Below are 17,108 nucleotides of genomic sequence, written 5' to 3' on the forward strand. Positions count from 1 at the left end.
TTTATATGAAAGAAACCTTATTAAATCAATTGTCAGAGGTACAGAAAATTGCAGAATATTCCAAAACAAAGAGATTCTTAAATCATCCTGGAAGGTATATTGAAGCTATATTTTTCAGAAAAGTTATCTATCCATTTTCTAAAAAAGAACGGTTTAAAGAAGTAAATTTATTCTTCTCCCAAATGATGAATATCGCGCTGCCTGCTTCTACTGATATATATCTGACTGGTGGAAAATCACATGATTCAGAGATCAGACTTGCAAAGTTTTTAATCAAAAATCTCAACCAAGGCGATAATTTTGTGGACATCGGAGCGCACTATGGATATTTCACATTACTTGGTGCACATTTAGTAGGCAAGGGTGGTAGGGTCTTCTCTTTTGAACCCGGGAAAAGTACTTATTCCTTACTTGAAAAAAATACTACTGAAATTCCAAACATTAATGTTTTCAATTTGGCTGTTTCTGATAAATGCGGCTTGATTTCTTTTTATGAATTTCCATCCATGTATTCGGAATACAATTCTAAAGATGTTGCACAATTTGAAAGGGAGGATTGGTTTATTTCAGTTAAGCCAAAAAGAGTAGATGTCGATGCTATTACAATTGACCAAATAGTCACCGATAATAAAATAATTCCTACCATTATTAAAATGGATGTAGAGGGTGGAGAATATGACGTGATCAAAGGAGCAATGAATTACCTTGCTATGAATAATACCTATATTGTCATGGAATACCTGGCTTCTGAGCGGGAGAATTCTAATCACAAAAAAGCGACAGAATTATTAAGATCAATTGGATATAAAAGTTATTTAATCAACGCCGAAGGCAAACTTACTTTAACTGAAAATATAGACCCCCATTTTCAATTAAATAATATTGATTCTGATAATATAGTTTTCAGAAAAACCTGAGAATAATACTGGGCAATTAAATAATTCTGCTTTGTATTACTTTTAGATGTATCAACAAAAAAAGGAGGCTTCTTTTCAGAAACCTCCTTTGTCTAATGTATATTAAGTTCAGGATTAATATCTACACGATCAGCTAATTATTTAATTAATTGATCACGTATTATTTATCCGAATTACATTTTAATCATTTTAACTGCTTCATTAATATTTTCACCTTGCAGTCGGACGATGTACATACCTGCCGGCAGATTACTTGTGCCACCCACCGGTATTTCATTCACGCCAATCACAGATGTTACATTATTTTTCAATACTTCTCTGCCATTGGCATCGAGCACTGTAATAGTAGTCTTAATATTGCCACCTGCATTGAAATGTACATAGAATTCATCTTTAAATGGATTCGGATAAGCTGTGTATTCGGTGATCGTATTATTGATCTCACTTACAAGATTAGAGCCACCGACGATCGTAACAGTATAATCCTCTACCTCTCCATAACTGAATGTCTCGCATGATGTAGAGTATGCATTATATTTCATTTGCACTCTCATCCTTGTAGCACCATTTTTAGCTGTAGTAGGTACTTTGAAAGTCCTATTGATATTGCCGGTACTTGATGAAGCATAAGAAGTGATCTTTTCACCTGCATCCGTGAAGTCGCCATCACTATTATAGTCGATCCATACTGACCAATACTCAGGGTAAGTAGATGACATTCCCGCACTAAAGGTTATTGTATTGCTACTTCCGGCAGTTAAATTGGTATTCAGTGCAGTGAAGTCACCATATCCGCCATTAGATGCAGATACATTATTGATCGTACCAAGTTTTACCAGGTCTATCCACTCATAAGTACTTGAATTCCCTTTTGAAACGCAATAACTATTACCTCCACCACCTGCAGTTGAGAATGTTACGGTAGCTGAATATGCGCTCGAACCTCCGCTGCAATTTGTTCTGACACTAACATCATATGATGTGCCAGCAGTCATGCCGGTAAAGTTAACGGCAGTTCCTGTAGTATTATAATTACTCCATGTGCCACTTGAGGTCAACTTATATCTAAGGTCATAGGTAACTGCTCCAGACACAGCTGTCCATGATACTGTTGCAGTAGTAGATGTAATATTGGATGCTGCAAGTCCGGTAGGTACATTACAAGTAGATCCTCCTGTAGTGGTAAATGATACCGTTGAAGAATATGCACTTGATCCACTTGCACAATTCGCCCTTACGCTTACATCGTATGATGTATTAGCAGCTAAAGATGTCAGGTTAACAGATGTTCCAGTCGTGTTAAATGTTGACCAAGTGCCACTAGAGGTAAGTTTATATCTGAGATCATATGTCGTAGCACCACTTACTGCTGCCCATGTTATATTGGCAGAGTTGTTGGTAATACTTCCTGCAGATAGTCCTGTAGGGACGCCACAGCTGGCACCACCACTTGTAGTAAACATCACAGAAGCACTATAATTGGAGTTGCCACTTGTACAAATTGTGCGCACTTGTACTTCATAGGTAGTTCCTGTAGTTAGACCTGTAATTAATTTAGTAGTTGGTGTTTGCTGTGATAAAACCACCCAAGATCCGCCAACATTTCTATATTGAACCTGGTATCCAGTCGCTCCAGATACTGCAGTCCATGATATCGTAGCTGAATTTGTATTTATACCAGATACTGCCAAGCCAGCAGGAACATCACAAGAAGTACCTCCTGTAGCGCATAGGCCAAGACATGATGCACTACTTACCTTACTTCTTATCAAATTACCAGGTTGGGTTCCAAATCCATTGTTGAAATTAATACCATAGCTTGTCAAATGGCAATAACTCATGATCGTACCACCATTGGTGGGTGCAGGACCAGGAGCACAACCGCCCTCTGTAGTATAACAATTGTCAAGAGCTCCTCCTGACCAGGTACAACTTTGAGTATGAGGCGAACCTAGATTATGACCCATCTCGTGAGTCATAACTTCAACTGTCCAGGAGTAAGTGGGAACATTTTGATATGTTGCCTGAATATTACTATATGCATATTTGTAAGAAGAACACAATGCATTTACCCATGCTACACCTCCGAGGTTATTGCCGCCTAACGCAGCCAAATGAGCAAGGTCTCCATTGAATGTTGGTCTTGCAGTTCTGAATTGGGTAAGAGCTGAACTACTACTCGATGTGCTATAGGAGTCCTGAGTCGTCCAAACATAGGTCGTTGAAATCTGAGTTACAATACTTTCATTGGCGTATAGCGCAGCTACGTTATTATATACAGCAGATATCCAGTTATTGACATTCGCTACTGTTCCTTTATTAAGGTATAATTTATAATCGCATTCAATGTAAACTTTTACACATTTAACATCCCTTGTTTCGATATAGTCTTCAAGATGTTTCTGAACTTCTTCTGCATAATTTTCCGGTTCTTCAGCACTACAGAAATTAGGGTTCTTAATTTTAAGGTCCCTATCCGAATAGATTAAATATCTGTCAGATTGCTCTTCTCTGTTGAAAGTTACATTTCCGTTATAATCGGAAGAAGCCATTCCGACCATTTCATCGCCAAAAAAACTAAGTGCCACCACAGAAGTAACATCGCCTGCAATGATTCCACGATAATAAACCCCTTGAGTATAATCTAAAGGCTGATCACCGGATTCGCTTGAATAGGTTTTGAAATCATCTGACAACACGTCTACTCTGACGAGATCCATTGTGATCTGATCTTCGAAATAGGGCACACTCAATTGAATAGCTTCAGGTTTATTGGCGACTAATTGTTTTAGAGCAGTTTTTTTGATTGTAGCGTAAGATGATTGTGCAAGTACTTCAGAATGGTTGGTTCTGGTATCGATGCTCTTATCTGCTTCAAAAAGATTTATAACCTCAAAAACTGTTTGCTTTTGCTGTGCCTTCTGGACAGCCATTGCGATTGGTTTAACTTTTGAAACATTGATCTGGGCGTTCAGATAAAGAGGGGAAGTTGCCACAAAAAAGCATAGAAATGCCAGGCAGAACTGCCGGAAAAAGAGTTTAATAGATAGCATAGTCAATAGATTAAAACATTAATAATTTACACACGGAAGGATAAGGCTATATAAATTACTGCTTTAAGGTTGTCTTTATAAAAACTTCAGAATAAAACTGCTAGAAATTAAGATAAAAACTATCTGAAAATACTTAAATCGGCTGCAAGGTATAAATAAAACTTGCTGCAAATTCAAATATAAGAAATAATGTATTGGGAATAGACAAAAATACAACTTTATTGGGATAAAACTAAAACTTTTTCCTTTGATGATTAAAAATTATAAATAGCGCTCTTTCAGCACATTTATATGATGGATGACATGCCCGATCAAGAAGCTTGCACCCGCTCTGGCTGTAAAAGGGTAAAGTCCACTTTGAGCACGGAATGAGCTTTGCTGGTCTTTCAAATTGTACAAAAGAAAAATTGATGATTCTCTTAATATTCTGAATTCTTCGATCAAGTCTTTGAGGTCTCTATGAGATACATCTGCATTTCTGGCATAATCATTTTCATCAAAACTTGATAAGTTTGCCGTACCATCCATTCTGGCCGCCACAAGTGATCTGTAAGCAAAAATCCGCTCAGCGTCATTTATATGATTCAGCACTTCCTTAATGTTCCATTTACCTTCAGCATATGCATAGTTTTCCTTCTCCTGTGGAATTGAAAGAAGAAACTCAACCGCCTCTCCACCATTTTGTCTCAGGAGATCTATCAAGTCACCTTCAGGAATCAGGTCAAAATATCTTTGAAAATATGGGTTGTATTCACCTGGTAATGGTCTTTGCATCTTCTTTGAATTATGGAGGTCTTTATTATAAGATGTAAATTTATGCAAAAAGATTAAATGTCCTATTGTATTGATCAATATCGATATAATCTAGTTTTGAATGATCAATTGCGAAATAATGATTTAAATTTGTGATGTTTGGAAGATTATAATTAGCAGCTTTAATTTTTTAATACTTCTCATTCATTACTTTTTATCAATAGATCTATTAATGAAGCATTTATTTCTTCTTGTATTGTTTATTCATATAAGCATTTCATTTACTTCAGCTCAAACCGTCTATCCTTTTTCTTACCAAGATCGATTTGGATTGATCAACAGCAAATTAGAAATAATACTGCCACCCAAATATGCTTTCATTGATTTATTTCCAAGGCAATGGGAAAACAACTGTGCAATTTTTTCGGAAATAATTTTTGAGAATGGAGCAGGAAAACCTTTATATGGTCTATTGGACAAGAAGGGTGAAGTAATAATACCGGCTAAGTATCCACAACTTGAATATGATGGGAATAAAAGATTTGCTTTTTGTAAGATTGGATATGATTCAGTAGAAGTGGTAGATATTCGCTACAGCAATATCATTCATCGGCAGAAATTCACAAATATTAATAGTCAAGGAGGTCTTGTTGCACTAGAATCAAACCAAACAGGGTCTACCACCATCTTATTTCACAATAATGTTGCTAAAATTTGGAAAGGTGGGTTTGTAAGAATAGTGTACTCAAATGAAACTTATTACTATGAGTGCAGCGATTTGGAGAAGTATACCTACTATAACTCTTTTGGGGAAGTAATCTCTGCACCACCTGATTATTTTGACATGGAAGAAATGGTGTCTGTTCAAAGTGATTACAATTCCAGAAATCAACAAAAACTATGGGATATTTTAGCAGAGAAATTTGGTGCGTATAATCTCAAGCCTGTGACAATTGATTCTGGAGAGAAAGTAAGTGCTATCTACCAAAATCCGGAAGATGGCTCTTTTAAATTACTGGACATGGATGGCAACACACGTTTTGAGTACAACGGTATGACTGCATTGTCATTTATTTATGACCAGAAATTGCCCTATTTGCAGTTCAGAGTAGGTATGTATTGGGGATTGATTTCTAAAGGTGGACAGTTAATATTAAAACCGGAATTTCAAAATTCATTTCAAAGACTCTCGAAGGATTTTGGGTATGATACTTTTGTAAAGCATAAGTCCGGATATGGTGGTGTGTTAAATAGCGCAGAAAAACTTTATTTGCCCAAAGAAAGCGGCTACGTGAGTGAGTAGAAAAGCTATTTGTTGAGCACACAATAGCAATACTTTACTAATTGGAAAAAGAAATGTCCATGTTTTAAATTTCGTTTGAGTGGTTGTGTTGTGGGGGGGGGTTGGGAGATTGGGGGTTATGGTTAACCGTTTTCGTTGAGTATAAATCATATTTTACTAATTTTGATTAACAAATAAATGTTGCTATGAAATTCTTATTTTCCCTAATCCTAGCACTCATTTTTACAGCATCTCTTTCCGCAAATACCCTCCACGTTGGCCCAGGTCAGCCGTATAATTCTTTATCGGATGCAGCTCAAGATGCTTTGCCCGGTGATACAATCCTCTTTCATTCCGGAACTTATCCGGGTGGTGAATTCGTCAATGAATTACAAGGAACAAACACTCAATGGATTTATATTAGAGCAGAGAGTGCCAGTTCAGTAGTCATTCAAGGGGGTACAAATTCCTGGCAATTGAGTGATGCGGCTTATTTAAAGATCGAAGGTTTTGTCTTTGAACAGCAAACCGGAAATGGATTTAATATGGATGATGGAGGAAGTTACGATACCCCTTCCCATCACATCACTTTCGAAAGATGCATTTTCAGAGATATTAATGCTTCCGGCAATAATGACTTGTTGAAAATGTCAGGGGTGAACGATTTTTTGATCAACCATTGTGATTTTATCAATGGATCTGCAGGAGGAAGTGGTGTTGATATGGTGGGTTGTCATCGTGGAATAATTGAACAGAATTTATTCGAAAATTTGGGAAGTAATGCCATTCAAGCCAAAGGCGGAACTCAATACCTTACTATACAGAGAAATTTTTTTAAAAATTGTGGACAGAGAAGTTTGAATCTGGGTGGTTCAACAGGTCTCGAATTTTTCAGGCCAATAGATGCAACTTTTGAAGCTGCAGATATTCAGGTTTTTTCCAATATTTTTATTGGTTCTGTTGCTCCGATTGCATTTGTGGGATGTGTAAGGGTGGAGGTGATCAACAATACGATCGTTTCTCCTGAAAAATGGGTCATGCGCATACTGCAGGAGACTGTTGATCCGGATAGATTTGAACTTTGTGGAAATAATTCATTCAGAAATAATATAATTTATAAAAGCAATGCTGTAAGTACGGATTGCAATATCGGTCCAAATACTGCTCCTGAGACATTTTTAATGAGTAATAACTTGTGGTATAACTATGAAAATACAGGAAATAGTGCGCCAAATGCTATTCCGGTAACAGATGAAAATAACATCATTGGTAGTAATCCTGAATTTGCAAATGTGGTACTTGAAGCATTTACGTTGCTGGAAAATAGTCCGGCGATAGCAACCGGATTTAATTCTATGTTGCCCGTAATTGACTATTATGGAGTTAATTATGCCGGGTTGCGATCAATTGGAGCGTCAGAAGGGAAGCCTGATTTATCAAAAGCAAACCGAATAATAAATGATATTGGGTTAAAAGCTTTTCCGAACCCTTTTCAAGATGAAATTATGATCACATGGGACGGAGATTATAGCAACAAACTTGATTTTGATATAATTGATATTTATGGCAGAACGATTCGAAAATTTAATATTGAAAATGGTAATTTTATTAAATTAGATATTGAAATACCAGGAAATTATTTTCTTAAATTAAAAGATAAAATAAGACTGGTTGATATATTAAAAATTCAAAAGTTTTAAAATTCCACGAAAGGACGAATTTGCAATGTTTTAAAATATTTATTTGCTAAAAAGTATAGGTAAATTAAAATGCAATTTATTGCTTCACTTTATAGAAATGTTTAAGCATTAAGTTGAATCTAACAAAACTATGGTTCGTATTATATAAAAAGCCTCATTCATGCATTTATGATCGGCTAAATTGCCTTTGGTTTTAACCAACAGAACAAATAATTTTGATACTTCTTTACCTTTTAAATAAAAACTTCTCAATGTGCAGCATTACCTCATCCTTGTAGTTTTTACTAATAGGGAGGGTAGCTCCTTCGAGGATCAGGTCGCTACCTTCAATCGTCTTAATCGCATTCAAGGCCACCATGTAGCTGCGATGAATACGAATAAACTGGTCACACGGTAGCTGATCTTCGACACTTTTGAAAGTAAGGTAGGTCATATATTTTTTGTCTTTAGTATGAATTATGACATAATTAGACATGCTTTCTACATAAGTTATATCTTGTACAATGATCTTTTCTATCTTTTGACTGCATTTTACAAAGAAAAAACCATCGTTAGAGATCTGGTGAGGTTCATGTTGGGCAAGAATTTCCTTCGCTTTCAGTGCTGCTTTCATGAATCTTGGAAAACTAATTGGCTTCAATAGATAATCTACAATATCAAGTTCATAGCTTTCAATAGCATATTCAGGATAGGCTGTGGTAAATACTGTCAACGGTGGATTTTTCAAATTTTTAACAAATTCAATGCCTGTGACTTTTGGCATTTGAATGTCCAGAAAAATAAGATCAACATCAGATTTTTGCATCCAGTTGGTTGCTTCAATGGCATTTTTACAAGTTGCAATTAATTTCAAAAAGTCGATTTGTTCGACATGTTCAGCAAGACCTTCTCGGGCAATTGGTTCATCATCTACAATTAAACATTTAATTTTATCCATGATTAAGTATGAGTTTTGAAAAATAGTGTGCTTTGTCTTTGTGATGGGCAAATGAATGCTGATCAGGATATAATATTTCGAGCCTTCTTTTAAAATTAATTAATTGTGTGTCATCTGTTACATAGGAGCCATTAGGTATGGCCGCACCTTCATTTGATATTTGAATGAGAATGCCATTATTTTCATAATTTGTTATGTTAAAATACATGACTTTATTATTACGGGTTATTTCAAGGTAATTAAAAGCATTTTCTACAATGGGCTGGATCAGAAGCGGGGCAATTGATCTGCATCTTACATCGGGATCAATAGTTAATTCAATATTCCCTCTGAAACCCTTCTTGAATTTTTTTATATAAATATAATTATTTAAATATTCGAGCTCTTTTTCTATATCAACCTTCGGCGCAGTGCATTCGTATAATTGATATCTCAGCATATCACTTATTATTTCCACCAATTGCCTTGCTTTTTTATTTTCTTTGGAGATTTGAAAATAAATTGTATTCATCACATTGAAAAGAAAGTGCGGATTGATCTGACTCCTTAGAAAGTTTAATTCAGTCGATAGTTTTTCCTCCTTAATTTCATTTAATTTTGTTTCGGATCGAAATCTGTCAGACATTACCTTTATTGTTCCTGAACTGATAAGAGGTACCATATATGTCCAGAAAATAATAAAGAAATGTTGGAGTAAATTGAAGAAAACATTTGATTTAAATGTCTCTCGGAATTCGTCTAGATGAAATATATAAATGTTGATATAATAGTATAAAAGATATGTCATTGTCATAGTTATGGCCATAACAGTGACTATAGAAAAGAAAATTATGAACTTCTTCTGGTATAGGTATTTTGGGACAAGATAATAAGCTGTAAAATAAAAGGGTACAAAGCCTATCATGACCATCATTATATTTTCAAATAGAGTAGCCATTAGAGGCACATCAGAATCGAAATAGACAAAAGAATTCATTGCAATTATAGCAAGCCAGAAGAATACATGGAGTAATTTATATTTTTTAGCCCAAATGTGTATTTTATTCCACTTCATTCTTTGGCTTTAATCAATTATCAATAACAATTCAGCGGTAAAAAAACCATTGAGAGATTTCGTCGTAAATACATGTGTATTGGTATAAAGCAATTCCAGCCTACGTTTTAAGTTTACAAGCCCGATGCCTCCAGTTTTTACCAGATGTTTTGATCCCTTGTTGTCTTCATATGTATTTGCGACTTTGATCAGGAGTTCCGTTGGTTTATCTCTGTAAATGTCTATATAGATTTTATTTCTGTAAGGGTCATTGAAATGTGAAACATGTTTAAATGCATTTTCTATTAATGGCAAAATCATCAATGGAGCAATTTTAAAATTAGTTAATGCTCCAGTTGTATTTAATTGAATATCTGATCCCACCTCCATTCTGTTGGATTGCACTTTAATATAACTTGCCAAATATTCTATTTCTTTTTCAATATTAATCTCATCATTATTACATTCAAATAATTGATAATTAAGTAAATTTTTGAAAGTCGAAACAGATTCCTGTACTTTTATACCCTCCTCGTTTATATTATCCTGAAGTGTATCCATGACAGAAATGAGAAAATTTGGATTGATTTGACCTCTTAGAAATAATAGCTCTGCCTGTATTTTTTCACTTTGAACACTTGCAAATAGATTCTCAATGTTATTCTTACTGAAATATAATGCGACCGCACCGGCTGAAAATGTCCCAAGTAAGGCATTCCAAAAGTATATGTGAAAATAGTAAATAACATATTCAGAAGAAGGCATTAATTCTTCATATGGTATGTAATAAGTCATTGAATACATAGTTCCATACATACAGATTAAGGCACATACAATGATAGAAATAACAGTCAGAATGACCAATGCATAAAATTTCTTTGTGTAAAGAAATTTTGGAATCAGCCAATAGTTTGTAACGAAGTAGGGCACAGAAGAAAAAATACTTAGAGAGGCCAAGAGTATAACCTTGAATTCCATATTCTGATTACCGGGATTGATAACCCAGAAAATTAAAAATGACAAAGCCAGCCACGCATAAATATTAAGCGTGACTGGTGCCGAAAAGTATTTGTTAAATCGAAAGTTATCCGCCATTAAATTGATATATCGAATAAATATAATGAATATTTATTCACAACCTACATATTCATAGGTATAGACATTTTGACCTGTTTGTTGGAAATTTGGTAAACTGTAAATAAATTCATTTACTTTAATTGGATAGCGACCCTTTAAGTCACCAGGATCAATCACCTTTTCTATGAATTGTTTGGACTTATAATCTTCAATGATCCTATCTACATAATAATTGATTCCATCAGGGAATAATGAAGCATTCGGATCGATAAACTGTTCAACAAATTTTTGATATGAGCTAAGGCTGGTTTCGTTCGCATCCTGATAAATGTAAAAATATGACCTGCTGTCAAGATTGGTGTAATCAAAGGTTTCTGAGTAACCACCTCCTCCATTGCAAGAAGTTGTAATCTTTTGAGGTAGATTGTTAATGTCGTAATCATATACATAAGTGCTGGTGCAGCAGTTGCCGGAAGCATTGTCACAAGTGATCACAGAAGCAAGATCTTCATGATCATTATAGGCATACTCCCATGAGGTGTATGCGTCAGATTTGCGACTAATTTTACCATCTTTATAATCGTAGCTTTCTGTCCAATCCTGACGAATTATATTATTTTGATAATACAATACCTGATCAATATTGAAAGAGCCATCGTCCTCATAAATCACCTCTTTCCATAGAAGATTATTCACAAATTCTTTCGACATGTAACATCTTTGGAACTTTGGTTCTAATAACGAAGTCTCCTTGTCTGGTGTGCTACAATTAGTAAGTGAAATGGAAATTATTAGTAGCAATGTTAATTTATATAGATTCATGATATTTTTATTTTGTACAATTAAACAATTATCTGCCTGCAAAGTGGTAGCTTATACCCAATGCGACCTGTGGTCGAGACCATTTAAGTGACTCCTTATATGTGATTCCGAGATATTCTGAATTTTTATAATTACCGGAATTGTAATTAAAATAAAGTGATGTTGAAAGGAATGGAGAGACGAAATAATCAAGACCTACTCCCGCATTTAATCCGACTCCTTTTAATTTTATATCTAAAAGAATATCAAATTGATCTTGCAATATTTCTGTAGTTGATTGTGCTGCCATAATTCCTGCTAATACAGTATATCTTAGTTTGCTTGAGGTTGACCCCAAATGTGCCATCAATCCGGCAGTAAAATTTTGATGTTTTACTTTGTCTGTATAGATCAAATATCCAATTTCGCTGGGTTCTAACGATACCGGAAATATATTTTGATATCCGGCATAAATACCAATCACCTCGCCAATACCATACATTGCTGTCGCATCGATACCGCCTCCAAATGTTGATTTGTCTGTAATGATTTCTCCTTTCCAAAAATCTCCTAATGCTGAAATTCTAATTCCAAAACCATTGAAAGTAGAAGACTGATAACTGTCCTGGCAAATTGCACTTAAATTAAACAAAATTATGAACAAGGCAGTAGTTGTTAAAGACGTGTATTTAATTTTTTTCATCATTTATATTTTAATTGATTAATACATTTTTTTGATAGGAGGAGGTTACTGGTCGGAACACTTTACCTTTTTTGTCACTTTCAATATTTATCTCAAAATTGTCCAGATTCAGTCCTTTTAATTTTGTGCCTCCTGAAGTGTAGACAATAGGAAATCTTATACTTATTTTTTTATCACCTTTCTTTTTTACTTCAGCAAAGACCTCAGTCCCTTTTCTTATAATTATGTCGCCATAACTAATCACATCCTCATTTACAATGAAGGATATCTTTGATCCTGATTTGTAATTATCTGAATTATTTATCTGTTCATTCAACATCAACGGAATGGAAATATTTGGTTTGATCACTGCAGTTTTACTGCTTTTATTTGGTTCTTTTAATTCAGGAATTGCAATCTTTTTCTCTTCTAATGGTGTCTTAGTTTCCGGTAATTGAATGTTGACTTTCTCTTCAGGAGTCATTACATTATTTTGAGATAGATCAGCGTTTGTATTTGTTTCATTTTGTTGAATAATTTTATTATTTGTTTTAAGAGTATTGAGTTCTGAATTAGAATGCTTCCTTAAATTATCTGTTATTGGCTCAGTATTGGCTTGAGATGAAGTGAGCTCTTTATCATTTCTCCCAGTAGGATCTACAAGACCCATGTGCGTCAGTGTGTCGTCAGATATTTCTATCACTTGTTGCGCGTTGGGTTCAGATCTTATTTGATCATTTAAGGAAGGATTACCATCTTTTTTAAATGTAAAAGCTATAGCAATGGCCGTCAAGACGAAAAAAAGAAGTAATATATATATGTATTTATTTGATTCTCTCTTATTTTCTGTTTTTTGAATTCCCGGAGTAAATGGTGTCGCCGTCAACACTTTTTCATCACCAATTTCTGACTTAGGTTTTGGTAATATTTCTGTATTAAGTATAGATGGACGATCCATTGGGTCAAGTTCAAGGCAAGCAGTCAACAAAGGAATAAATTCATCATATTCAACGATCTCAGGAAAGTCAAGCACTTCTTCTAATTCATGATTTCCGCTTCTCATCATAATCAATTGACCTAGTCCTCCCTCGCCATTGAAGGGCAATTGTTGGTATAAAGTATGATATATAGTGACCGCAGCAGACCATATATCTGCCTTGTTGGTTAGTTGCGGTTGTGACCAGTTTTTATATTTAAAATGTTCCGGAGAACGGTATGCCATTGGTGTGACGCCTTTACCCAAACTAGACTGTGAGGACATCAGCATGGTCTCAGTAAATTTCTCTTGAAGTCTGGTACTGATGCCAAAGTCTGTCAAAAAGAAATTGCCCATTTCGTCGATGAGGATATTATCGGGTTTCAGATCACCATGAATAATAGGATTTGTCTTAAAATGCAGGTATTGTAGTGCTGATGACAATTGGGTGATCAATCGCCTCACTTCCTCTTTTGATAATTTACCTTCTTTTGCAGCCAGTGTACCTCCAGTTAAGTATTTCATGACAAGATAAGGTCTGTCGTGATCCACATCAAAATGAAAAGGCGTCATGATGTAAGGATGAGACATTTCGAAAGCCTTGAGATACTCTTCTTTACACAATGATATTCCTTCGTCGTCTTGTTTGCGAAATATTTTAATAGCTACCTCCATGCCAGAGCGCATATCATGTGCTTTCCACACCTCTGAGAAGCCTCCGGTGCCAACTCTTTGGATCAATTCGTATCGATTGTGAAATATTTCTGAAATGTTCATCGTACTACATTTTTATAGAGAATTACTGCATCCGGATATGCGCTCTTTTCCAGAAACTTCATTGCATCATCTTTTGATTTGAAGTCTAGCAGACAGATCTCATATAGCCCTTCACCTGACAATCTCACCTCATAATTAAGCTGATCGTTTTTTCCTTCCAAAGTTTTGGCGAGCGCATCAGCTTGCTTTTTATTAGAGAATACTTTGATTCTGATATAGTAACTTTTATTACTGTTAGATATGGTATCCTGATTAGTTGTTTGGTTAGCCACAGTTTGCGCCGGAAGGGAATTGTCTGTATTTAAATTATCATTAATTGAAGCCTGTTTTCTTTCTTCAATTTTAGCAGGTTTTAAAGTGGAACTCTGCTTGGTCTGATATTTAAATACGAGGACGAAAAGTGAAATAAGACAAATACTAATTAAGGTTAAAATCCATGTGGTTTTTCTTTTAAAAGGTTTGACAATTGGATTCACAAGCGATTCAGAAGTCCCATTTTTTATTTTTTCTTTGGGATACAGATGAATAAGAATAGAAGATATGTTATCATCTCCTCCTTTTTCATTTGCCAAATCTACTAGTTGCTGATTTAACTGATCTACTGGAAGATCCTTTAGTAGTATGTTCCGTATTTCTGTATCGGTGAGCATAGAATTCAATCCATCAGAACAAAGTAATATTTTGCTGAAGCTATTTAGTTCAAACATTTCGAAAGATGGAATGATCGATGGCATTCCAAGACTTTGATTTATTATGTTTCGATTTGGATGGTCAAATGCTTCTTCTTGAGTGATTTTTCCTTCATCAACAAGGCTTTGAACAAAAGAATGGTCATGGGACAATTGAGTGAGTTCGCCTTGTTTGTCTAGGCCATAACACCTGCTGTCTCCAACCCAGCCAATGAACAATTTTTCATCCTGTATGAGCCCCATCATTACGGTGGAGCCCATACTCAAATCATCAGGATGAAAATTCAGGTGGCTTAATATCTGCTCATTAGCATGATAGATTGCACTATTTATAAGTGAGTAAGAATCATTAGGTAAGAGTTCTTTGTGCTTTAAAACATATTCACTAAGACCTTCTATGGCCAATTGTGATGCCAGGTCTCCACTTTTTCCCCCACCCATGCCATCAGCTACTGCAAATATGGAAGCATTAGAATCATCGTAATAATCTTGATCTGTAAGGGAATCATTGTTGTGGATCAGTTGAGGAATAGACAAAATGCTATCCTGCTGCGACGTCCTGTTGGCCCCGATATCTGTTATTTCTGAAAATTGTAGTAGCACGGTCTTGGCTTTTTTAAATATTATTTGCTGTAGATCCTGTTGATAAGATTTTCAATGACATAGTTTTCATTGTCACTGTGTAGCTTATCTATTTTTTCTGACACAAGGCTATAGGCATACATAAGTATAATACTCAAGAACAAGGCCATCAAAGTACTGTCGAATGAGACACCTAGCAATCCTGTTACTTTGTCGATACCTTCCTGGCTGGAGATCTCATTGGCTGCCTGAAGTGACATGCCGATACCCAATACCGTACCGACTAAACCAATGGACTGGCAAGCCCATGCGAAGTATTTGACCAGGTTTTGCTCAGAATCTGTGTTTCTTAAATTAATCTCGGTTTGTGTAGTGACGATACTAAGTGCTTCACCGACGCTTTTGTTTGATCGAAACTTGGTACATGCTTTTTTGATCATATCCAGGATAAGATAAGGATGCCCTTTTTCAAGATCGACCATCTTTAGTTTTAGATCATTCACCTCATCAGCAGATATTACGAATTGCTCTTTTTCTGGAAGCAGATTAAGCACTAATCCTTTCTTTTGAAAATCTACATATCTGTAAAACCTGAGGACTTCCAACATTCCGTAGAAGAAGAAGAAATAAGTAGCCATCTGAATTAGACCATGCGGCATCTCTCCACCAAGTAATTTTAACAATCTCGTTGGAGCATAAGAATATGAGATGGAAAGAATAAGGCCTAAAGCTGTGGTGATGATAACGGTTAAGATCAAGTTTGCTATTCTGGTATTCATTGTTTTTAATTTTTAGTTTGTTATTAAGTTTTGGATTGTTTAGTTTGGATTCCAGGTGATGTCGTCCGCAGTTACTGTCAGGCTTCCCAACAATGTCTCTGTAGAACTACCTGTATAAGGTGGTTTTGAAATATTGATTTTCTTAGCAGAAAGGTTATACTTCTTGATGGGTTTATCCGGTAGTTTCATTGCGATAAATCCTGTCACATCCACGCTACCTGCTTTAGCTGTCTGTGGCTGAGCGTAAATCTCATATGTACCTGGCACCAATTGGTCTTTCTGTACGATTGCTTCAAATGGTTTGCTGGTGAGTTTCCTTAAACTGTTGTCCCAAGTTCCAAAGCTTGCACGTCTTCTTTTCGTTTGATAGAATACCCAGTTGCTCGTGCCACTTTGCCTCATGTAAAGGTGTACTTTATCCGATTTATCTTCCCAATTGATCATAATGGTCAGTGGAGGATCTATCCCAAAGATGGCATCGCCGATACCCGGTGTTTCATCCCTTACGGCAGCTGCATCAGGCTCTTTTTTACTTGAGACGACCGGTGCAGAAGCTATCGGCTTGTTACTCGGTGCTGGTTTGGAAGGTAGTTTTTCCACTTTGGCCGCCTTCGCAGCTTTAAGTTCTGCTGCCATTTTATTGTATTGGGCTGCACTAGGGGCATTCTTGAGCTGTGTATTCAGGCTATTAATATTTGCCATCGCCTGATCATATTTTTTGGCAACATTGTTATATTGATCTGTTTTTCGCTTTAAGGCACTTTGAACATTATCAACATCCACTTTGAGTGCCTCAATGGAAGCTTGCAAGGTTGCCGAACTCTGAATAAGGTCTTGATATTCTTTTTCAGGAACTACAGACTTCAGGGAAACAAGCATGCTATCCATGTTGGCTTTATTGATGGCAAGTGAATCTAGTGTTTTGATCTTTTCAAGATCGGAAAAGGACACTTTAGGTACGATGATAAAGAGTATCATGACCGCTCCCAGTGCGCCTGCCAGCATATCTATAAATGATATGTTGACCAAGTGAATTTCTTTTGCTCTACGCATAATATTGTTAAATTAAG

The 17,108-nt window shown here is 35.7% G+C and carries 14 protein-coding genes; 3 read left to right on the forward strand and 11 right to left on the reverse strand.

Features of this window, described 5'->3' with window-relative positions; translation table 11 throughout:
* Positions 1–5: 5 nt before the first annotated feature.
* The gene (locus tag IPI15_RS07635; RefSeq protein WP_287400444.1) at positions 6–917 is read left to right on the forward strand and encodes an FkbM family methyltransferase; all 912 of its coding nucleotides are present in this window, start codon (positions 6–8) and stop codon (positions 915–917) included.
* A gap of 173 nt (positions 918–1,090) precedes the next feature.
* Here IPI15_RS07635 and IPI15_RS07640 read toward each other — a convergent pair whose 3' ends face one another.
* Together IPI15_RS07640 and IPI15_RS07645 are read right to left on the reverse strand one after the other, a co-directional pair.
* Entirely contained in the window at positions 1,091–3,970 is a 2,880-nt protein-coding gene (locus tag IPI15_RS07640) for a fibronectin type III domain-containing protein (RefSeq protein WP_287400446.1), read from the reverse strand.
* Positions 3,971–4,231: 261 nt separating this feature from the next.
* Positions 4,232–4,744 (reverse strand): DinB family protein, encoded by a 513-nt coding sequence (locus tag IPI15_RS07645; protein ID WP_287419761.1) that lies wholly within the window; start codon positions 4,742–4,744, stop codon positions 4,232–4,234.
* Between the two features lie 211 nt (positions 4,745–4,955).
* On the opposite strand from IPI15_RS07645, the gene IPI15_RS07650 reads away from it, so the two are divergent.
* Entirely contained in the window at positions 4,956–6,026 is a 1,071-nt protein-coding gene (locus IPI15_RS07650) for a WG repeat-containing protein (RefSeq protein ID WP_287400448.1), read from the forward strand.
* 185 nt (positions 6,027–6,211) lie between these two features.
* Positions 6,212–7,705 (forward strand): T9SS type A sorting domain-containing protein, encoded by a 1,494-nt coding sequence (locus IPI15_RS07655; RefSeq protein ID WP_287419763.1) that lies wholly within the window; start codon positions 6,212–6,214, stop codon positions 7,703–7,705.
* Between the two features lie 226 nt (positions 7,706–7,931).
* On the opposite strand, the gene IPI15_RS07660 is transcribed toward IPI15_RS07655, so the two are convergent.
* The 9 genes from IPI15_RS07660 to IPI15_RS07700 all read right to left on the reverse strand — a co-directional run bounded on the left by IPI15_RS07660 (position 7,932) and on the right by IPI15_RS07700 (position 17,091).
* Entirely contained in the window at positions 7,932–8,642 is a 711-nt protein-coding gene (locus IPI15_RS07660) for a LytR/AlgR family response regulator transcription factor (protein ID WP_287400451.1), read from the reverse strand.
* The gene (locus IPI15_RS07665) at positions 8,635–9,696 is read right to left on the reverse strand and encodes a sensor histidine kinase (protein ID WP_287400452.1); all 1,062 of its coding nucleotides are present in this window, start codon (positions 9,694–9,696) and stop codon (positions 8,635–8,637) included. Before IPI15_RS07665 ends, IPI15_RS07660 begins: the two co-directional genes overlap by 8 nt.
* Positions 9,697–9,705: 9 nt before the next feature.
* The gene (locus IPI15_RS07670; protein WP_287400453.1) at positions 9,706–10,770 is read right to left on the reverse strand and encodes a sensor histidine kinase; all 1,065 of its coding nucleotides are present in this window, start codon (positions 10,768–10,770) and stop codon (positions 9,706–9,708) included.
* A gap of 33 nt (positions 10,771–10,803) precedes the next feature.
* A complete protein-coding gene (locus IPI15_RS07675; protein ID WP_287419765.1) occupies positions 10,804–11,463 on the reverse strand; it encodes a hypothetical protein in 660 nt (219 codons plus the stop codon).
* Positions 11,464–11,602: 139 nt separating this feature from the next.
* The gene (locus IPI15_RS07680) at positions 11,603–12,256 is read right to left on the reverse strand and encodes an outer membrane beta-barrel protein (RefSeq protein ID WP_287400455.1); all 654 of its coding nucleotides are present in this window, start codon (positions 12,254–12,256) and stop codon (positions 11,603–11,605) included.
* Positions 12,257–12,266: 10 nt separating this feature from the next.
* A complete protein-coding gene (locus tag IPI15_RS07685; RefSeq protein ID WP_287400456.1) occupies positions 12,267–13,988 on the reverse strand; it encodes a serine/threonine-protein kinase in 1,722 nt (573 codons plus the stop codon).
* Positions 13,985–15,280 (reverse strand): protein phosphatase 2C domain-containing protein, encoded by a 1,296-nt coding sequence (locus IPI15_RS07690; RefSeq protein WP_287419767.1) that lies wholly within the window; start codon positions 15,278–15,280, stop codon positions 13,985–13,987. The genes IPI15_RS07685 and IPI15_RS07690 overlap by 4 nt, the downstream gene beginning before the upstream one ends.
* 20 nt (positions 15,281–15,300) lie before the next feature.
* The gene (locus tag IPI15_RS07695; protein WP_287400458.1) at positions 15,301–16,038 is read right to left on the reverse strand and encodes a MotA/TolQ/ExbB proton channel family protein; all 738 of its coding nucleotides are present in this window, start codon (positions 16,036–16,038) and stop codon (positions 15,301–15,303) included.
* A gap of 39 nt (positions 16,039–16,077) precedes the next feature.
* A complete protein-coding gene (locus tag IPI15_RS07700) occupies positions 16,078–17,091 on the reverse strand; it encodes a hypothetical protein (protein WP_287419769.1) in 1,014 nt (337 codons plus the stop codon).
* Between the last annotated feature and the right edge of the window lie 17 nt (positions 17,092–17,108).

Origin of the sequence: Candidatus Brachybacter algidus (genome assembly GCF_016707225.1) — a bacterium.
Classification (GTDB): Bacteria; Bacteroidota; Bacteroidia; order Chitinophagales; family Saprospiraceae; genus Parvibacillus; species Parvibacillus algidus.